17 protein-coding genes and 1 tRNA gene are annotated in these 19,080 nt (G+C 33.8%); 14 read left to right on the forward strand and 4 right to left on the reverse strand.

Annotated elements, in window-relative coordinates; translation table 11 throughout:
- Positions 1 to 3 precede the first annotated feature (3 nt).
- The 6 genes from B0A75_RS08930 (at position 4) to B0A75_RS08955 (ending at position 6,004) form a co-directional block, all read left to right on the forward strand.
- Positions 4 to 1,566: a PKD-like domain-containing protein gene (locus B0A75_RS08930; RefSeq protein WP_089053935.1), complete on the forward strand. Its 1,563-nt coding sequence runs from the start codon at positions 4 to 6 to the stop codon at positions 1,564 to 1,566.
- A 242-nt stretch (positions 1,567 to 1,808) separates the two neighbouring features.
- Entirely contained in the window at positions 1,809 to 2,357 is a 549-nt protein-coding gene (locus B0A75_RS08935; RefSeq protein WP_089053936.1) for a DUF4494 domain-containing protein, read from the forward strand.
- Between the two features lie 165 nt (positions 2,358 to 2,522).
- Positions 2,523 to 4,049: a glycosyltransferase family 39 protein gene (locus B0A75_RS08940; protein ID WP_089053937.1), complete on the forward strand. Its 1,527-nt coding sequence runs from the start codon at positions 2,523 to 2,525 to the stop codon at positions 4,047 to 4,049.
- Positions 4,039 to 4,578, forward strand: a complete 540-nt coding sequence (locus tag B0A75_RS08945; protein WP_317044185.1) for a DUF4269 domain-containing protein — start codon at positions 4,039 to 4,041, stop codon at positions 4,576 to 4,578. Before B0A75_RS08940 ends, B0A75_RS08945 begins: the two co-directional genes overlap by 11 nt.
- A gap of 128 nt (positions 4,579 to 4,706) precedes the next feature.
- Positions 4,707 to 4,779: transfer RNA gene (locus tag B0A75_RS08950), tRNA-Met, on the forward strand.
- A gap of 130 nt (positions 4,780 to 4,909) precedes the next feature.
- Positions 4,910 to 6,004, forward strand: coding sequence for a Ppx/GppA phosphatase family protein (locus B0A75_RS08955; RefSeq protein ID WP_089053938.1), 1,095 nt, complete (start codon positions 4,910 to 4,912; stop codon positions 6,002 to 6,004).
- 433 nt (positions 6,005 to 6,437) lie between these two features.
- Here the strand turns inward: B0A75_RS08955 and B0A75_RS08960 are convergent, their stop codons facing one another.
- The 3 genes from B0A75_RS08960 to B0A75_RS08970 form a co-directional block, all read right to left on the reverse strand.
- The gene (locus tag B0A75_RS08960) at positions 6,438 to 6,659 is read right to left on the reverse strand and encodes a hypothetical protein (RefSeq protein WP_123872349.1); all 222 of its coding nucleotides are present in this window, start codon (positions 6,657 to 6,659) and stop codon (positions 6,438 to 6,440) included.
- A gap of 150 nt (positions 6,660 to 6,809) precedes the next feature.
- A complete protein-coding gene (locus B0A75_RS08965) occupies positions 6,810 to 7,409 on the reverse strand; it encodes an REP-associated tyrosine transposase (protein ID WP_089053940.1) in 600 nt (199 codons plus the stop codon).
- Positions 7,410 to 7,584: 175 nt separating this feature from the next.
- Positions 7,585 to 7,827: a hypothetical protein gene (locus tag B0A75_RS08970; RefSeq protein ID WP_089053941.1), complete on the reverse strand. Its 243-nt coding sequence runs from the start codon at positions 7,825 to 7,827 to the stop codon at positions 7,585 to 7,587.
- Positions 7,828 to 8,115: 288 nt separating this feature from the next.
- Between B0A75_RS08970 and B0A75_RS08975 the strand changes: the two genes are divergently transcribed.
- The 3 genes from B0A75_RS08975 (at position 8,116) to B0A75_RS08985 (ending at position 11,097) form a co-directional block, all read left to right on the forward strand.
- The gene (locus B0A75_RS08975; RefSeq protein ID WP_089053942.1) at positions 8,116 to 9,105 is read left to right on the forward strand and encodes a sensor histidine kinase; all 990 of its coding nucleotides are present in this window, start codon (positions 8,116 to 8,118) and stop codon (positions 9,103 to 9,105) included.
- Complete coding sequence (locus tag B0A75_RS08980) at positions 9,083 to 9,811, forward strand: LytR/AlgR family response regulator transcription factor (RefSeq protein ID WP_089053943.1); 729 nt, start codon at positions 9,083 to 9,085, stop codon at positions 9,809 to 9,811. The genes B0A75_RS08975 and B0A75_RS08980 overlap by 23 nt, the downstream gene beginning before the upstream one ends.
- Before the next feature lie 140 nt (positions 9,812 to 9,951).
- Positions 9,952 to 11,097, forward strand: a complete 1,146-nt coding sequence (locus B0A75_RS08985; protein WP_089053944.1) for an agmatine deiminase family protein — start codon at positions 9,952 to 9,954, stop codon at positions 11,095 to 11,097.
- 452 nt (positions 11,098 to 11,549) lie between these two features.
- Here the strand turns inward: B0A75_RS08985 and B0A75_RS08990 are convergent, their stop codons facing one another.
- Positions 11,550 to 12,416 (reverse strand): AraC family transcriptional regulator, encoded by an 867-nt coding sequence (locus B0A75_RS08990; RefSeq protein WP_089053945.1) that lies wholly within the window; start codon positions 12,414 to 12,416, stop codon positions 11,550 to 11,552.
- A 164-nt stretch (positions 12,417 to 12,580) separates the two neighbouring features.
- Between B0A75_RS08990 and B0A75_RS08995 the strand changes: the two genes are divergently transcribed.
- The 5 genes from B0A75_RS08995 to B0A75_RS09015 all read left to right on the forward strand — a co-directional run bounded on the left by B0A75_RS08995 (position 12,581) and on the right by B0A75_RS09015 (position 19,070).
- Positions 12,581 to 13,501: a dihydrodipicolinate synthase family protein gene (locus B0A75_RS08995; protein WP_089053946.1), complete on the forward strand. Its 921-nt coding sequence runs from the start codon at positions 12,581 to 12,583 to the stop codon at positions 13,499 to 13,501.
- Between the two features lie 161 nt (positions 13,502 to 13,662).
- Entirely contained in the window at positions 13,663 to 15,246 is a 1,584-nt protein-coding gene (locus B0A75_RS09000) for an aldehyde dehydrogenase (NADP(+)) (RefSeq protein WP_089053947.1), read from the forward strand.
- A 3-nt stretch (positions 15,247 to 15,249) separates the two neighbouring features.
- On the forward strand, positions 15,250 to 16,260 hold the full coding sequence (locus tag B0A75_RS09005) for a 4-hydroxyproline epimerase (RefSeq protein ID WP_089053948.1): 1,011 nt from the start codon (positions 15,250 to 15,252) through the stop codon (positions 16,258 to 16,260).
- Positions 16,261 to 16,534: 274 nt separating this feature from the next.
- Positions 16,535 to 17,770 (forward strand): NAD(P)/FAD-dependent oxidoreductase, encoded by a 1,236-nt coding sequence (locus B0A75_RS09010; RefSeq protein WP_089053949.1) that lies wholly within the window; start codon positions 16,535 to 16,537, stop codon positions 17,768 to 17,770.
- 4 nt (positions 17,771 to 17,774) lie between these two features.
- On the forward strand, positions 17,775 to 19,070 hold the full coding sequence (locus B0A75_RS09015) for an aminopeptidase P family protein (protein ID WP_089053950.1): 1,296 nt from the start codon (positions 17,775 to 17,777) through the stop codon (positions 19,068 to 19,070).
- Positions 19,071 to 19,080 lie beyond the last annotated feature (10 nt).

Below are 19,080 nucleotides of genomic sequence, written 5' to 3' on the forward strand. Positions count from 1 at the left end.
AAAATGAAGAAAATTCTACTTGCATTGTCGGTTGTCCTGCTTCTTTCGGGCTGTTATAAAGACGACATTAACGATCTAAAAAATGATGTCAATGATTTGAAAAACCGAATGGCACAATACGAGAACCTGCTTGATGTATTAAACAAAAGGTTGTATGTGGTAAACTACGAAACTAAAGACGGAAGTTATGTAATTACAATGAGCGACGGATCTAAATTAAATGTTCGCAATACCTCATCTTTTATAAAAATTGGCGAAAACGGAAACTGGTGGATCGATGGTGTAGATACTGGAAAATCTTCAAAAGGTGAAAGCGGAGCCAAAGGCGAAGCTGCAAAAATCACTATTGGAGCTAACGGAAACTGGTTTGTTGATAGTGTAGACACTGGCGTTTCTGCTTCTGGTCAAAAAGGAAAGGACGCTGCAGAAATTACATCTGTTGCATTGGCAAACGGAATTATGACTTTTACTTTTGCCGATGGCCGTACAATCAGCATCGTTGCAAGCGCTCCAGAAATTACACTGTCAAATCCAGCTGGAGGTTTTGCTGTTGATAAAATGCAATGGTTTAAAGTTCAGCCTCAATTAACAAACGCTGCAAACGCAACTTATAAATGGATTGTAAACAGCCAAGAAATTGCTGCAACAGCTGACTTGTTCTATATTTTTAGTGCTGCAGGAACCTACAATATCGAGTTTAAAGCTAAAAATGGAGTTGGCGAAAGTTCTAGATCTTTTACTGTTACTGTTGCTGAAAAAGCATATTTAAACAAAATTACACGTGTTTTTGACTTCTTTCCTGCTCCAGGACAATTTGTAAATGCTCTGCCTGCAGCAACTGCCACAGATACTGACGAAACAATGCGTGTAAAAGCCGAAACAGCTTTAACAGCAGGAAACATGATTAGTCTTGGAGGATTTGGAGGATATGTACAATTTGGTTTTGACCATACGATTATCAATAAAGAAGGAAATGATTTTGTAGTTCTTGGAAACGCTTTTACAGATTGGGCTGAACCAGGAATTGTAATGGTTTCTTACGATGCAAATGGTAACGGAAAAGCAGATGATGAATGGTTTGAAATTGCAGGTTCTGAACACAATAAAACTACGACTATCAAAAATTACGAAATGACGTATTATAAGCCAGAAGCCGAACCAACTAATCCGAACGAACCAAATTACATTCGTTGGACAGACAATCAAGGGCAAACTGGTTATATAGCAAAAAATCAATTCCACAAACAAACGTTTTTCCCTTTATGGAAAGGAAACAGTGTAACCTTTAAAGGAACTTTCTTAAAATCTAATATTTACGATAAATCTGGCGGAAAAGGAAACAACTGGGCAAATCCTGCTTACGAATGGGGCTATACTGACAACTGGGCTAATGCTGATGTAAGAGGTCAAATCGACATAAGCTGGGCTGTAAATGCAAAAGGAGAATCAGTAAAACTAAAAGGAGTTGACTTTATTAAAGTATACAATTCTAACCGTGCTGAAGGCGGATGGCTTGGAGAAGTTTCAACAGAAGTTTCAGGATTTAAAGATTTAAATTTACCATAATACAGCAATCTTATTTTTGAATAAAGGAAAGTCTCAGGATCTCTGAGACTTTTTTTATTTTGACGCCTAAAAATCTTTCTAATCTGCGGCTGAAAAATAATTACACTTCTAAAACTGACTTAAAAACAAAACACTCAACACTTTACCTAAATCACACTCAAATTGTGAATATCTATTTGTGTATTTTATGAGTTTTTTTTCCTGTAAAATCTATCTTTGGCATCCTTAAAAAAATTAAAGAGATGAGCGCAATTTGGTACGAATGCAAAGTAAAATATAGAAAAACAGATGAAACTGGAGGCCAAAAAGTACTAACAGAACCTTATTTGGTAGATGCAGTATCTTATACAGAAGCTGAAAAAAGAATCAATGAAGAAATGGCTGCTTATATAAGTGAAGAATTCAAAATCACGAACATAAAAGTGGCAAATTATGCCGAAATTCATCCTTTTGAAAACACAGATCGCTGGTTTAGATCAAAAGTTTCATTGATCGCTTATGACGAAGAAAGCGGAAAAGAAAGAAAATCGAATATGTATATGCTGATTCAGGCAAATGATGTGAGAGAAGCTTACGACAATACGATTCATGTTATGAAAAACACTATGGGAGAATATTCGATTCCTGCCATTTCTGAATCACCAATTATGGATGTTTTCCCATACTTCAGCGGTGAAGAAGGAGAAACCGAAATGCTGGAAAGATTCAATGCTCTAAAAGCTTCTAAAACTGTAAAACCAGACGAAGAAACAGTAGATCATATGGAATTTGAAACTGCATTAGAAGAATAAATTTCTTAAACTCCAAAAATTAAAATTACAAATAAGCTTCAGAGAAATCTGGAGCTTTTTTTTATCTGCCAACACAACTTCTATTAATTATAAAATTAAAATAAATCATATATTCGTTATTACAAAACTGACCTAAAAGCACTTGTACACTAAACCAAAAATCCCATGACAAAAAAAACACTTGTTTTAATTGGATTTATCATTTTAAAATTTGTTTTACAGTACACGCTTTTAAGTCCTGAATATGATTTGCAGCGCGACGAATATTTACATCTCGATCAGGCGCACCATTTGGCTTGGGGCTATTTATCAGTTCCTCCCGTTACCTCATGGTTTTCTTACCTAATATTTCAACTCGGAAATTCCGTTTTTTGGGTTAAGTTCTTCCCTGCCCTTTTTGGCGCACTCACTCTTTTATTTGTTTGGAAAACAATTGAGGTTTTAAAAGGAAGTTTTTATGCATTGGTTCTTGGCGCTATATGCATTTTGTTTTCGTCTCTTTTAAGACTCAATATGCTATATCAGCCCAACTCGCTCGACGTTTTGTGCTGGACACTATTTTATTATATCATAATTCAATATATCACGACTCAAAAATCAAAATGGTTTTATATAGGCGCAATTGTATTTGCTTTTGGTTTTTTAAACAAATACAATATTCTTTTCCTGCTGATTGGTCTTTTACCCGCACTTTTACTGTCAAACCAAAGAAAAATACTAACCGAAAAAAAGCTGTATTCTGCCTTGCTTTTAGGACTTCTTTTAATCTTTCCAAACTTATTATGGCAGTATAACAATCATTTTCCGATTGTACATCACATGAAAGAATTAGCAGAAACACAATTGGTAAATGTAGATCGTCTTGATTTTCTAAAAGAACAACTTTTGTTTTTTATAGGATCTATCTTGGTTCTTTTGGCCGCTTTATACAGTTTATTATTTTACAAACCTTTTGCAAAATACAGGTTCTTTTTTGGGTCGATAATTTTTACGCTGATTGTCTTTATTTATTTCAAAGCCAAAGCTTATTATGCCATTGGCTTATATCCTATTTATATTGCTTTTGGAGCCGTATACCTTTCTGAAGTTTTACAAAAAGGATGGAAATATTATTTGCGATATGTATTTGCAGCGATTCCGATATTATTGTTTATTCCGATGTACAATATTGCGTTTCCAAACAAAACGCCAGAATACATTGTAAAACATCCTGAGAAGTATAAAAAACTAGGAATGCTTCGCTGGGAAGACGGAAAAGATCACAAACTGCCGCAAGATTTTGCCGATATGCTGGGCTGGAAAGAACTTGCCCGAAAAACGGATTCTGTTTACGGTTTATTCCCAAAATCAGAAAATACATTAGTGCTTTGCGATAATTACGGACAAGCGGGAGCAATAAATTTTTATACTCAAAAAGGAATAAAAGCTGTTTCTTTTAATGCTGATTATGTGAATTGGTTTAATCTGAATATCAAATACCAAAACCTGATTAGAGTTAAGGAATTTGAAGAAAACAGCAATGAACTCGCAGAAACAAGTCCGTATTTTGAAGCTGCTTTTATTGCCGGTGAAATAACAAACCAATACGCAAGAGAATACAAAACAACCCTTTTTGTTTTTACCAATGCCAAAATCAATATCAACAAAAGATTGGAGCAGGAAATTAAAGAAGAAAAAAATTATGCCGACTAAAAATATGATTGATTTTAGTTCTATTACCTATTTAAAAACAGGAAATTCAAAGCAAGTTCGAGTTTATGAAATCTTAACCCAAAATAAGATTTTAGAAATGCTGTCTGAATTTGATCCTATTTTAACCGGCACTATTCCTATAAGTATTGATATTGAAAACAGCGATCTCGATATTATTTGTTATTGGACAAACAAAACCGATTTTGTATCCAAAATTTCCACAGCTTTTAGTACTAAACCTGAGTTTAAAATTAGAAACAGTTTGATCAATAATAATGAATCTGTTATTGCAAATTTTAAAATTGATAGTTTTGAAATAGAGATCTTCGGGCAAAATACTCCGACTAAAAATCAAAACGCCTATAAACATATGCTTATTGAACATCAAATTCTACAATCCAAAGACGAGAATTTTAGATTAAAAATCATAGCACTCAAACAAAATGGTTATAAAACAGAACCTGCTTTTGGCAAATTATTGGGTTTAAAAAACGATCCTTACGCAGAATTACTGAATTACAAAATCTAACCAAGAACAAACACCAAATACAACACATTAAAAAACAATCAATTAGAATCTAAAAAGCAATAATTCAAAATTTTTCAGTTATTTCTTTGGATAACCGTATTTAGTGCTTATCTTTGCACCCGAAACATCGCGGGATAGAGCAGTAGGCAGCTCGTCGGGCTCATAACCCGAAGGTCACAGGTTCGAGTCCTGTTCCCGCTACTAAGACAAAGCTTCAGAGAAATCTGAGGCTTTTTTTTTAAACTACGACTTAAACTATTATAAACAATAGATTACCTACAGTCTTTGTTCGATAAAAAATAAATTATATTATAATCGTAATTAAAATCCAATGCTTAAAAAAAACAAACCCCAAGTTCTATTTTTTATTCTTTTAAATTTATTTTTCACCCTTAACTCATTTGCTCAAAAAAGTATTTACGCTGGAATTGAAATTGGACGCAGAGCTATTAAAGTTTCTGTTGTTGATGTAAATAATATTAAAAAAGCTGATTATAAAATACTTTCTTTCTGGACAGAAAGAATTCCATTTGCCGATCATATCAGCGCTTCTGGAAAACTTACACCAGAAGACATAAACAAAACGAGTCTGACTATAGTCGATCAATTAAAAAAAATCAAAGCCGACTATAAAATGCTGGACGAAAATATCTTTATCGTTGCGGCTCCTGTCTTTGCATCTGCCAGCAACTTTGATGTTTTAAAAAGTAAAATCATTTCTCTTACCAGTAAAGAACTTGAAATACTTGATGGTACTGAAGAAGCCAAAACGTTAGTTAAAGGTGCAATACCACCTGTTGATTATGCAAATGCTTTTCTTTTGGATATTGGCGCTCAAACTACTAAAGGCGGTTATATTGACGAACTTAAAGACAATAAATTAGAGTTTATTCCTCTAGAACTTGATTTTGGCACCATGACGCTTACCGATGCTGTAGAAAAAACAGTAACCAATAAAAGTCAGCTTAATGATATGTCAACCTATCAAGAAAAGTCATTTGATTTTAATCCAAAATTACGCAAGAAAACTAAAGAGCTGTTTGACGCGAATCCGCTTTTAATGAAAAAAGACAAATTATATTTGTCTGGTGGTGCTGTTTGGGCGTTTTCAACGTTGTACTATGATGAAAACGTTAAAGATCATTACATTCCTTTGACGCTTCAAGATGTTATCGATTATGATGCTATTCTGAAAAATAACTTTGGAAAATTTACAAACCTTGCCAAAACCAACAAAGAAATGGCGAGAGTTTTAAGCACTTATGACCAGAAATACCTTATTTCGGCAAACAACATATTGGTAACGTGCTTAGAAAGTATTCCAAATTTAGAAACAAAGAAAATATATTTTGTAAAAGAAGGACAGGTAACTTGGCTGATCTCTTACATTGCCGATCGCTCTAAAAAAGTAAATACTAATTTTTAAAGATCACTATTTAACACACATATTGCACAATTGTTATTCGATTTTGCATTTTAAACTCATTAAAGCTTCAGAGAAATCTGGAGCTTTTTTTATTGATTTTGGTTGGAAAGTGAAGAAATGCTTTAATATGTGTGTTTTTAGTTTTGAATAAAAATGAATACTTGCGTAATTTTTTTAGTTAAAACTCTTTGCGGAGCGGGGAATAAATTATTACGAGCAATCCATGACCATTATCTACCATAAATGCAGTTTATTTAGTATGTATATTATACCTAACAGTATAAAGGCAATACCCCCGCATAACCCCTAAAATTAACACTTACTAGTGGATATGAAGGTGATCTTTTTAACATAAAAACAATAATTCCTACTCCAAAAATGATCATCAAAATGCCAATACCAGTATCATCTATTACCCCCATTTTGTTACTTTTTAATTAGATCTTTTATTTATGTTTAAGTTTTCAAATTCTTCGATAATATCATGTATAATCTCCCGCTTCCATCCATCAAAACCTCTTCCTATTCCAGTTATTTTCTTTCCGTTAATGAAAAATCTCAATTCGTCAGCCTCACTTCCTCTTGCTCCTATTTCAGGTTTGTATGAGAAACTAAGTTGTTCTTTCTTCACTTTTTCAGAATAACTATTTATCATTTTTTTTTTATAACAGAAACATATTGAATTCCTGCTCTGCAAAGTGTTCATGACAAGCGCTGCGCAAATGTCTCTGACTTTGCGCTACCTTATCTTTCTTCTTAAAAAATGTAAACCTCTAAAAGTCTCTGACTTTATTACAAAAATCACTTAATAATGATTATCCCTAAAAACAGATTTTAGATCAAAAACATTTACAATTGGATTATCTGCTTTCTCAATATTTAGCAATCCAGAATCATTAACATAGTTACTTGCACTTGAATAAATATATTCTGACGCTCGATTTACATAACCAGCTCTTACTGGATTTAAATGTATATAATCTAATTTAGTCCACATAAATTTATTACTGTAAATTTCTTCTGCATGGTTTCCATACTGCCAAAATTGATAAAGCTTGTTTCTAGTATGTTTTTCTGCCGCTAGTTTAAATCGCTCAAGCATCCACTCTCTCCTGCTCTCTGGGCTGTTTTGTATTTTTTCTAAAATAGATTTTGCTATAAACTTTTTAAAATCTCTTATTAAATCCGATAACTTTCCGTCTTCTGATTGTATAATCAGATGAATATGATTACTCATAATTACATAACCATACAATATCATTCCTTTATTTTTAATACAATAATCCAAACACTCAATTACGATATCTCTATAACTTTGACGTGTAAAAACATCTATCCAGTCCACTACAGTTGATGTGATAAAATGTGGTAGTTTTTGATCTCTAATAACATATCCTTCTTTCATTGCGTTTTTCTTACAAAAGTATAAGTTTTAGACTACATACTTTAAAAAAAATAACCATAAAAAGTCGGGAGACTTTTAGCCCATTATAATTTCTAAGGAATAAAAAAATTGCGCAAAGTCAGAGACATTTGCGCAGCTTTTTATGAGAACTCTTTGCGGAGCGGGGAAATACTCTCTATTTATTGCTCTTTGCTCTTGGATTTGATTTTTTTTTATTAACAGAGTCTAATTTTTTTACAACAAAATTTTTAATTGTATCCAGTGGTTCTTCTTTTTTCTCTTTCCATTCTTTTTGGACTTTATTTAAATCCTTAGCCATTTTTGCTACGCCATTACCGAAATTGATTCCGATAAAAGCATAAAAACCAACAACGACAATTATTAAAAATAGTATAGTATAAAAAAGCTTTTTTTTCATTTTTTATTTTTTCTTTTCTTCATCTTTTTTTTCTTCCTCCTTCTTTTGTTGTTCTTCATCAGCATAGGAAAGAACCCTGCTCTGCAAAGTATTCATGACAAGCGCTGCGCAAATGTCTCTGACCTTGCGCTACCTTATCTTCTTCTTAAAAACGTAAGGTTCTAAAAGTCTCTGACTTTATTACAAAAATCACTTAATAATGACTATCCCTAAAAACTGACTTAAAATTATTCTATTTTATTCAATGTTGCTTCTAATTTAATTACTTTGCATAAAATTAAGAGTCAAATGAATAAAATTTACTACCATCTGCTTTTTTGGTTGTTTATCTCATTGTATGTATTTGATTACATAGCTTCATTTTACAATCTAAAAGAGAGTATACTTTATACTTCATTTGAAGTTGCTGCTTTTTGCTCTGAATTTTACATTAACCTATTCATTCTGCTGCCTTTTGTTTTGAACAAAAAAGGAAAAACAGCTTATGTCTCAGCTTTAATTCTGCTGTTAAGTCTTAGTTTTTTAATCTATTACAGCACTGGATTGAATGTTGTTTTGTATGACGATGATTTGCTAAAATCATTTATCTCATTCCTTCTAAATCATTCGCTTTATCTTTTCATCTCTTATATTGTTTGGTTTTTCAATAAATATTTTACAGAAAAACAACTTCGCCTGCAGGCAGAAAATGAAAAACTGCAAACCGAAATGATGCTGTTAAAATCACAAATCAGCCCGCATTTTCTTTTTAATGCCCTTAATAACATTTATGCACTAACATTGATAAAAAGTGACAATGCTCCAAAAATGCTTGCTTGTTTGGCTGATATACTTCGTTATTTTCTGTATGAAGGCGACAAGAAAAGCGTATCTCTTCTCTCAGAAATAGAAATAATTCACAAATACCTTCAAATTCAGGAATACCGAGAAATTGCAGGAATGAAAAATATAAGCTTTACCATTTCTAATGACAACTCTATTCCAGAGGTTCCTCCCCTATTATTTCTTACATTAATAGAAAATGCTTTTAAGCATGGAGATATTATTGAAAACAAAAATGGTTTTGTCGACATAATTCTTACCGCTGTCAACAATAAAATTGAGTTTAGTGTTGTTAATTCTTTTCAGCCTAAATCAAAAAATCAAGGTATTGGATTGAAAAATATAGAATCGCAGCTCAAAAATCTGTTTGGAGACAATTACCAATTAAGTACCGAAGAAATCGATTCAATCTATAAAGTAAGTTTAAGTTTTTATGGAAACAAAGACAATATATAAATGCGCCATCGTAGATGATGAAACTTTAGCTCGTACTTTAATACGCACTCATTTAATGCATATTCCTGAGCTCGAAATTGTCTACGAATGCTCGTCGGCACTTGAGGCCGGCAATTATTTAAAAACAAATAAAGTCGATTTACTGTTTCTAGACATTCAAATGCAGCATTTGTCTGGAATCGATTTCTTGAGGTCTCTTCAAAATCCGCCAAAAGTAATTTTTACAACAGCTTACTCTGAATTTGCTTTAGATGGTTACGAATTAAATATTATAGATTATTTACTAAAACCCATAACTTTTGAACGCTTCTATAAGGCTGCAGCCAAAGCGCTGGAATTACTAAAATTAGAAAACGAGAGCAAAGATGCTGCTGAAGCCTCAGTTATAGATCAATCGATAGTTATAAAATCCAGTCATCAGCATATTAAAATTCTTTTGAGCGATATATTGTTTATTGAAGGTCTTCATAAATATGTAAAAATCGTAACCGAGAAAAAAACATATACTACTTTAATTGCTCTTACAGCGATGGAAGAAGAACTTTCAAAACAGCTTTTTTACCGCTGTCATCGTTCCTTTATTGTCAACCTAAGTAAAGTGGAACTGATTGATGGAAATTTAGCCATTATTGGGACTCATAAAATACCCATCAGCAAATTAAACAAACAAGAACTTCTTACCAAATTAGGTAAGAAAATTGGGTAAATTAAGCGTTAAATAAACTTTCTGTACCCAAACTAGTTCATTTGGGAGAAAAAAAAATATCAGGGTTTTAAAAATTATTCTCTTTGTCGAGTAATTTTTAGAACCCTGAACGCATTTATTCAATAATTTAAAACATCAAAATGTACAACAAAGCAATTTTATCAATGATTTTTGCCATTTTAATTTCAGCTTGCGACAGCAGCGAAGTCGAAGGATCGACACCAAATCCTGATCCAACTTTACCAGTTACTAATGTTCTTTATACAATGCCTGAAGAATCTGCACCGCACGAAGGTACTTGGCTGCAGTGGCCGCATCAATATGAATATGGTGTAACATACAGAAACAGTTTAGACGCAACATGGGTAGCAATGACAAAAGCCCTTCAATCAACAGAAAAAGTTCATATTATAGCTTATGATGCTGCAGAACAATCAAGAATTGAAACTCTGCTGACAAATGCCGGTGTGCCATTAACTAACGTAAATTTTAAAATACACGAAACAAACGACGTTTGGGTGCGAGACAACGGTCCTATTTTTGCAAAAGACCAATCTGGTCAATTGGTACTTCAAGATTGGGGATTTAATGGCTGGGGAGAAAAATTTGGTTATAAAAAATGTGATAAAGTCCCATCATTTATCGCTGGTGAAATTGGTATAAAAGCGGTAAACGTACCAATGGTAAACGAAGGCGGATCTGTGGAATTAGACGGCCACGGTGTAATGATGGCTACAAAAAGTTCTGTCCTGAGCCAAAAGAACAGATCAACTCGAAATGCAGGTATGACGCAGGCTCAAGCCGAAGCTAATTTTACAAAATATTACGGTGCAACAAAATTCATATGGTTAGAAGGCGGATTCAGCAAAGAAGATGTAACAGATATGCATATTGACGGTATTGCTAAATTTGTTCCTGGCAATAAAATGGTAACCATGAATAACGATGATTTATTGAACTGGGGATTAACGCAAACCGATATAAACGTGTTATACAGCGCTTCTAACAAAAATAATGAAGCTTATACTAAAGTATTTCTGCCATTGTCAAAAAATGATGTTGTGACTACAAATGGTACCAATCTAGGATACAAAGGCTGTTACATAAACTTTTATGTTGCCAACGGAAAAGTATTAGTTCCAAACTATCACGATCCAAACGATGCTGTTGCCAATACCATTATTGCCGGCTTATTTCCAGGAAGAACTGTTGTAGGTATTGATGTTCGAAATTTATACAAAAACGGCGGAATGGTTCACTGTGTAACACAACAGCAGCCTCAATAATAAAAACGCGCAAAACTCAAAAGCTCCCTAAACAATACTGTTTTAAGGAGCTTTTTTCATTTACATGATCAATTGTTTTATTCCCGCATTGGTATGTTTTTAACACATAGAAACATAGATTTCTTTGTCATTAAAGGCGTTTCACTTGTTTTAAATACACAAAGTATGCCTATGCGCGATGTCATTAAGTTAAAGAATGATTTAAAAATGATTTAAGATTTTTGACTAACGATTTTTGATTTCAGAATTACAAAATGGCATAGAATCAACGGTTTTATTATTAAGTAACACAGAAATCAAAAATCAGCAATCGTTAATCTTCAATCTAAAATCTCTTAACTTAATGATATTGCATTATGCGAAAGAAATGTATTTCTTTACGCATCTTTTTCCAGCTATAAAACCTATGTCCCTATGTGTTTTAAACATTTTTTTTAAATTACAGCCAACGTTTATACCTTTTGTTTCCACTTCAATCTTTGAGATTTCCGATAAACTAAAGGAGAGACTCCTTTGATTTCTTTAAACTTTCTATTGAAATTCGAAATATTATTAAAGCCGCACAATTCTGAAACTTCCAGAACCGAAAGCTCATGCGATTTCGACAACAGCTTCCCTGCTCTCTCAATTCTTATTTCGATCAAAAACTGAAAAAAAGTTTTATTTGTCCGCACTTTAAAATATTTACAAAACGCATTTTTGGTCATATTCGATAAAGCAGCAATTTCGTCGAGCGTAATATTTTTTTGAAAATTAGTCATTACATATTCAAAAACCGTCTGCATTCTCTTGCCTTCATTGTCCGTGATTTTCTTATCATATATATAACTCGAAAGCGGCGTTTTTTTATCCTGCGAAAGCTTTTTTGTTATTTCTAAAAAAAGCATAAACCGATCAAATTCATTAACCGATTTAATCTTTTTAAAAGATTTAATAACTTTATTAGATGGATTATTAACCACAAAGCCATTTTTACAGCCTTCCCAAAACGGTTGAATCTCTTTTAATGCGGGCAATGAAAAGAAATCCTTCCCAAAAGAATTGGCAGTAAAAAACAATGTTAACATCACAGATAATTCTTCTGTATTGGCATCACTTCTAAATACGTGAGGCAAATTACTGCCTATAACTACCACATCCCCTTTTTGATAGGGTGAAATAGTATCACCTACAAAAATGGTTCCTTCGCCATTTTCAATGTAGCTGATTTGTATTTCTTCGTGCTGATGCAATTTATCATAGAAAACAAACTCAATATCCTCTTGATAAATCAGTGAATCTTCTTTAGTTTTTGGAATCTTAAATGGAAATACTTTCATAATCAATTTAATTACATGTGATAAATATAAAAAAATGTACACATATTAAGTAATAATTTTAAAAATTAATACTAAATCGGATAATATAGTATCTTTTTGTGATAACTTCCCTAAGCACATATTTACCACTTATAAATATTTTTGAAAAAATTAAAATCGTAATTATGAGTATTCAATGGAAAGGCGTTATGCCAGCAGTAACCACAAAATTTACTGCCGATGACAAATTAGACTTCAATATGTTTGGAGTAAATGTTAAAGCTCAACTCGAAGCAGGTGTTTCTGGAATAATTTTAGGAGGTACACTTGGCGAGGCAAGCACTTTATTACAAGATGAAAAAAAAGAATTAATTCAAGAAACAATCAATATCGTTAACGGGCAAGTTCCGGTAATTATGAATATAGCCGAGCAAACTACTCGTGCCGCGATTCTTGCTGCTAATGAAGCAGAAAAAAATGGAGCAAAAGGTTTAATGCTACTTCCTCCTATGCGTTACAATGCTGCAAGTCACGAAACAGTAACTTATTTCTCTGAAATTGCAAAAAGCACTTCACTTCCTATCATGATTTATAACAACCCTATAGATTATAAAATAGAAGTAACATTAGATATGTTTGAAGAAATTTTAAAATTCGACAACATTCAAGCCGTAAAAGAATCTACAAGAGACATCTCGAATGTAACTAGAATTATAAACCGTTTTAACGGAAGATTAAAAATCTTATCAGGAGTTGATACGCTGGCACTAGAAAGTATCTTCATGGGATCTGACGGATGGGTTTCTGGTTTAGTGGATGCTTTCCCTGCGGAAACTGTAGCGATTTTCAAACTGGCAAAAGCAGGAAGAGCCGAAGAAGCTTTGGCTATTTACAGATGGTTTTTACCTCTTTTAGAATTAGATATTAATCCGCTTTTAGTACAAAATATAAAACTGGCTGAAGTTGCCACAGGTTTAGGAACAGAACATGTTCGTGCACCAAGATTACCGCTTCACGGAGCTGAAAGAGAAAGAGTGTTGGCTATTATCAGCGAAAGCCTACGCACAAGACCTACACTTCCAGATTACAAGTCTATAGTATTATAAGCTTGTATTAAACAGAAAATTAATCTTTTTTCTCAAAAAGTTTAATTTGGTTGATTTAGTTTGTTTGTTTTTGAGCTGGTTATTACATTAATAACCAGCACACAAAAACACTGTAATTTTTAACAAATCTGGATTTAACTTTAATCTTAACATATAAAAAAATGATTACAGGAAAAAATTATGTGGGAAGTCAGCTTTTAGCAGGCGGAACCAAAACATATAAAACCATAAACCCACAGTGGAATATCGAAAATCCCTGGACATTTACAGAAGCTTCTCCTGAAGAAATCGAACAGGCGATTGCTTTGGCTGATGATGCTTTTAAAATTTATAAAAATTATCCAGCCGCAAAAAAAGCTTCTTTCTTAAATTCAATTGCAGACGAAATTCTGGAATTGGGAGATGCTTTATTAGAAATATACTGCACCGAATCAGGTTTTTTAAAAGGCAGAGCAGAATCTGAAAGAGGACGTACTATTTTTCAATTACGTTCTTTTGCTAATATGCTTTTAGAAGGAAGCTGGCTTGAAGCGACTATCGATACTGCAATTCCAGATCGAACACCGCTCCCGAAAGAAGATTTACGCAAAATGCTGGTTCCGTTAGGTCCAGTTGTTGTTTTTGGATCTAGTAATTTCCCTTTTGCCTTCTCTACCGCAGGAGGCGATACAGCATCAGCTTTAGCTGCAGGATGTCCTGTAATTGTAAAGAGCCATTCGATGCATATTGCAACAGGCGAAATGGTTGCATCGGCAGTGATCAAAGCTGCAAAAAAACACCAAATGCCCGAAGGTGTTTTTTCTAATTTAATTGGCAGCGGTACAACACTTGGTACAAGTTTAGTAAAACATCCGCTTGTAAAAGCTGTTGGATTTACAGGAAGTATAAACGGAGGACGCGCTTTATTTGATCTGGCTTCACAACGCCCAGAACCAATACCTGTTTTTGCCGAAATGGGAAGCATTAATCCTGTCGTTATTTTACCAGAAGCATTAGAAAAAAACAGTAAAAAATGGGCAGCCGTTTATGCTGGTTCAATCACACTTGGAACGGGACAATTTTGTACCAATCCGGGGTTGCTTTTAGGAATAAAAGGAGAAAATTTAGATCAGTTTTCAAAAGAATTAGCAGACGAAATCGAAAAAATAGCGCCTTCTTGTATGCTGCATCCGTCGATTAAAGCTGATTTTAATAACGGCAGAGAAAAAATCAGATCTCAAAACGGAGTTACAACTGTTGCTGAATATAAAGAAGAAACTGCTCCTAATTATGCACAGCAAACCGTATTGAGTGTAGATGGCAAAACATTCTTAGAAAATACAGTATTAAGTCATGAAGTTTTTGGTCCGTTTTCTATTATTGTTCAATGCGAAAATCTAGAAGAACTTACTGCAATTATTAATAAATTAGACGGACAGCTGACTGGAACTATAATTGCCGAATCTGCCGAAATTTCAAATTACGACACTGTTATAAGTGCTTTACAAAACAGAGTTGGTCGTTTAATTTTTAACGGAGTTCCAACTGGTGTTGAAGTATGTGCTTCGATGCTGCACGGAGGCCCTTACCCTGCATCGTCGGATTCTAGGTTTACTGCTGTGGGAATTCATGCCGTAAAACGATGGGTACGTCCTTTTAGTTATCAAAATTGGCCGGATGAATTACTTCCGGAAGCACTTCAGAATAAAAACCCATTAAATATCAATAGAACTGTTAATGATGTAATAACAAACAAACCTATTTAATTTATGCCAAGAAAAACTTTTTTTTGTGTCGATGCACACACCTGTGGTAATCCAGTGAGAGTGGTTGCCGGCGGCGGTCCAAATTTAATTGGTAACAATATGAGCGAAAAACGCCAGCACTTTTTAAAAGAATACGACTGGATTCGCAAAGGACTAATGTTTGAACCCCGAGGTCATGATATGATGAGCGGCAGTATACTTTATCCGCCAAGTAATCCTGATAATGATTTTGGTATTTTGTTTATCGAAACTTCTGGCTGCTTGCCTATGTGCGGCCACGGAACTATCGGAACAATTACAATTGCTGTTGAAGAAGGATTGGTTACTCCAAAAATTCCAGGAAAAATAAAAATGGAAGCGCCCGCTGGTTTAGTTCAAATTGAATATCAGCAAACAGGAAAAAAAGTAGATTGGGTACGTTTAATCAATGTAAAATCATATCTCGCTGCCGAAGGACTTACTATTGATTGTCCTGAACTTGGCGAAATAACTTTTGATGTTGCTTATGGCGGAAATTATTATGCCATTGTAGATCCGCAGACTAATTTTTCGGGAATACAAGATTTTACGGCAGCAAAAATTGTACAATACAGTCAGGAAGTTCGCAAACGCATCAACGAGAAATATCCTGACAAGTTTATTCACTCAGAAAACAGCACTATTAGAGATGTAAGTCATATGCTTTGGACAGGAGATCCGTTAGATTCTTCATCATCTGGACGAAATGCGGTTTTTTATGGAGACAAAGCAATCGATCGATCACCTTGCGGAACAGGAACCTCAGCCAGATTGGCACAGCTTCATGCGAAAGGTAAACTAAAAAAAGGCGAAGATTTTATTCACGAAAGTTTTATTGGCAGCAAATTTATAGGAAGAGTTGAAGAAGAAACTTCTATCGGAGATATTAAAGCCATTGTACCAAGTATTCAAGGATGGGCAAAAGTATATGGTTACAACAATATAATTATTGATGAAGAAGATGATCCTTACGCATTTGGATTTCAAGTAATCTAATTTTTTCTGCCTATTAATACAATTATTTAACACATAGAAACATAGATGCTTAATCTTGAAAAAAAGGCGTTTCACTTATTTTAAATACACAAAGTAAGCTTTGTGAGAGAAATGTATTTCTCTTTTGTATTCTTTTATTATACAAAAAAAGCCTATGTTTCTATCCGTTGAAGAAAATTACAGCCAGCAGATCAATTTAATTTAATATCAAGTAAAATCATTGGTTTTAGCACATAATTACGCTTACCAATGCTTTTTAAAATGCATAATTTTAATGAAAAAAGTAAGTATTATTGGCGGCGGAATAATAGGACTGTGTTCTGCATACTATCTCGCTAAAGAAGGTTATGAAGTAGTTGTTTTTGACAAATCAGACATGACCGACGGCTGTTCGTATGGCAATGCCGGAATGATTGTTCCTTCGCACATTATTCCATTGGCACAGCCCGGAATGATCGCACAGGGAATAAAATGGATGTTTGACAGCCAAAGTCCGTTTTATGTAAAACCAAGATTGAGCAGTGATCTAGCAAAATGGGGACTTCAATTTTATAAACATGCTAATAAACAGCATGTCGAAAAAGCAATGCCGGCACTTTGCAATTTATCATTATTCAGCAAAGAATTGTACGAGGATTTTACTAAAGAAAATGATTCCTTTTTTTACGAGAAAAAAGGTCTTTTAATGCTTTATAAAACAGAAAGAACAGGCGAGGAAATTATCCATGAAGGAGAACTGGCCGCTTCCTTTGGATTAGAAGTCGATTTTTTATCAAAAGATGAAGTAACAAAACTTGAGAAAGGAACTCGAACAGACGTAATTGGCGGGGTGCATTATAAAAGTGACGCACATCTTTATCCGCAAAAATTCATGCGGTTTTTAAAAGGTGAATTAGACAAATTAAATGTAAAAATTTACAATAGAACTTTGGTCGAAGATTTCGTTATAAAAAACAATTCTGTTACAGAAATAATTACTGACATAGGACCTTTTAAAACAGATGAAGTCGTTTTAGCAACAGGATCATGGAGCCCGGAAATTGCAAAAAAACTACATCGCTCTATTTCAATTTTACCGGGAAAAGGATATAGTTTTACTTTACAGGATACCAAACAAAAACCATCAATTCCTGCCATTTTATGCGAAGGAAAAGTCGCTGTTACACCTATGAACAATGATATTCGTTTTGGCGGTACTATGGAAATAACCCATACAAACGATACTCAAATAAACAAAAACAGAGTACAGGGAATTGTCAACAGCATCAATGAATTTTATCCCGATTTAAAAATCGAAATGCCGGAAGAAAAAGAAACTTGGTTTGGTTTTAGACCTTGCACGCCATCAGGAATGCCAATAATTACTCGAGACAAAAAAATAAAAAACTTAACTTTGGCAACAGGACACGCGATGATGGGATTAAGTTTAGCACCCGCAACAGGAAAGCTGGTTTCGGAGATTATTTCGGAAAAAACCACATCTGTCAATACAGAAATGTTTCAATTGTAATTTTATGAGATACGAATCGATATCACCTTCTTTATTCATCGAAAACAGAAAACGTTTTTCTGAAAAAATGAACCCAAACACCATTACGGTTTTGGTTTCGAATGATGTAATGCCCAACAATACAGATGACGTAATGGGATTTGCGCAAAACAATGATTTATTTTACCTGTCGGGAATTGATCAGGACGAAACTATTTTGGTTATTTGTCCAGATGCGTACAAAGAAGAAAATCGAACTATTTTATTTATAAAAGAGGTAAACGAGCATACCAAACTTTGGGATGGCGATTTTTTGACCAAAGAAGAAGCCGCAGCAATTTCGGGTATAAAAACCATAAAATGGGTTCATGAATTCGAAAAGACTTTACAGCTTTTTGCTTTTGAAGCCGATGCTTTTTATTTAGGTCATAATGAACACATCAAAAGAGTAACCGCCGAAATGACGACTCGTCAGGATCGAATGATTCAGTGGTGTAAAGAAAAATATCCATTACATCAATATTACAGAGCAGCAAAAATTACACGTGAATTACGTCCTATAAAATCAAATGAAGAAGTTGCTCTTATAGAAAAAGCTTCTGAAATCAGCGTGAAAGGTTTTGAACGTCTTTTAAAAGCGGTTAAACCAAACATTAAAGAGTTTGAACTAGAGGCAGAACTGATTTACGAAGTGATTAAAAATGGTGCTTCCCGTCATGCTTTTCGACCTATTATTGCTTCAGGAAAAAATGCCTGCGCTTTGCATTACAATACTAATGATGCCGTTTGCAAAGAAAACGATATGATTTTAGTAGATTTTGGTGTTTGTTATGCCAACTACAATTCAGATACTACAAGATGTGTTCCCGTAAATGGTGTTTTTTCACCTCGTCAGCGCGAAGTATATTCCTCTGTTCTGCACTGTTTAAAAGAAGGTTCTAAACTGCTAAAACCTGGTATTCTTCATAGCGATTACGAAAAACAAATGGCAGCTTTAATAGAACAAGAACTGATTAAATTAAAACTAATTACTGCTGACGATATTGCCAATCAAAATCCCGATTATCCGGCTTACAAAAAATACTTCATGCACGGAACGGCTCATCATTTAGGCCTTGATGTTCATGATGTTGGATTGTATTCCCGCGTTTTAGAAAAAGGAATGGTATTTACCTGCGAACCCGGAATTTATATTAGAGAAGAAGGAATCGGCTGTCGATTAGAAAATGATTATCTGCTTACAGAAGATGGAAACATAAATCTTTCGGAAGCATTGCCTATCGAAATCGCAGATATAGAAAATTTGATGCAGCGCAAATAGCTTTTTTTTT

Origin of the sequence: Flavobacterium oncorhynchi, from assembly GCF_002217355.1 — a bacterium.
GTDB classification, from domain to species: Bacteria; Bacteroidota; Bacteroidia; order Flavobacteriales; family Flavobacteriaceae; genus Flavobacterium; species Flavobacterium oncorhynchi.

Bases quoted from the DNA above. Each gene is read 5' to 3' on its own strand.
- B0A75_RS08930 (WP_089053935.1), top strand. From the start codon at position 4: ATGAAGAAAATTCTACTTGCATTGTCGGTTGTCCTGCTTCTTTCGGGC.
- B0A75_RS09000 (WP_089053947.1), top strand. From the start codon at position 13,663: ATGATTACAGGAAAAAATTATGTGGGAAGTCAGCTTTTAGCAGGCGGA.
- B0A75_RS08975 (WP_089053942.1), top strand. From the start codon at position 8,116: ATGAATAAAATTTACTACCATCTGCTTTTTTGGTTGTTTATCTCATTG.
- B0A75_RS08955 (WP_089053938.1), top strand. From the start codon at position 4,910: ATGCTTAAAAAAAACAAACCCCAAGTTCTATTTTTTATTCTTTTAAAT.
- B0A75_RS08945 (WP_317044185.1), top strand. From the start codon at position 4,039: ATGCCGACTAAAAATATGATTGATTTTAGTTCTATTACCTATTTAAAA.
- B0A75_RS08985 (WP_089053944.1), top strand. From the start codon at position 9,952: ATGTACAACAAAGCAATTTTATCAATGATTTTTGCCATTTTAATTTCA.
- B0A75_RS08940 (WP_089053937.1), top strand. From the start codon at position 2,523: ATGACAAAAAAAACACTTGTTTTAATTGGATTTATCATTTTAAAATTT.
- B0A75_RS09010 (WP_089053949.1), top strand. From the start codon at position 16,535: ATGAAAAAAGTAAGTATTATTGGCGGCGGAATAATAGGACTGTGTTCT.
- B0A75_RS08935 (WP_089053936.1), top strand. From the start codon at position 1,809: ATGAGCGCAATTTGGTACGAATGCAAAGTAAAATATAGAAAAACAGAT.
- B0A75_RS09005 (WP_089053948.1), top strand. From the start codon at position 15,250: ATGCCAAGAAAAACTTTTTTTTGTGTCGATGCACACACCTGTGGTAAT.
- B0A75_RS08965 (WP_089053940.1), bottom strand. From the start codon at position 7,409: ATGAAAGAAGGATATGTTATTAGAGATCAAAAACTACCACATTTTATC.
- B0A75_RS09015 (WP_089053950.1), top strand. From the start codon at position 17,775: ATGAGATACGAATCGATATCACCTTCTTTATTCATCGAAAACAGAAAA.
- B0A75_RS08980 (WP_089053943.1), top strand. From the start codon at position 9,083: ATGGAAACAAAGACAATATATAAATGCGCCATCGTAGATGATGAAACT.
- B0A75_RS08970 (WP_089053941.1), bottom strand. From the start codon at position 7,827: ATGAAAAAAAAGCTTTTTTATACTATACTATTTTTAATAATTGTCGTT.
- B0A75_RS08995 (WP_089053946.1), top strand. From the start codon at position 12,581: ATGAGTATTCAATGGAAAGGCGTTATGCCAGCAGTAACCACAAAATTT.
- B0A75_RS08990 (WP_089053945.1), bottom strand. From the start codon at position 12,416: ATGAAAGTATTTCCATTTAAGATTCCAAAAACTAAAGAAGATTCACTG.
- B0A75_RS08960 (WP_123872349.1), bottom strand. From the start codon at position 6,659: ATGATAAATAGTTATTCTGAAAAAGTGAAGAAAGAACAACTTAGTTTC.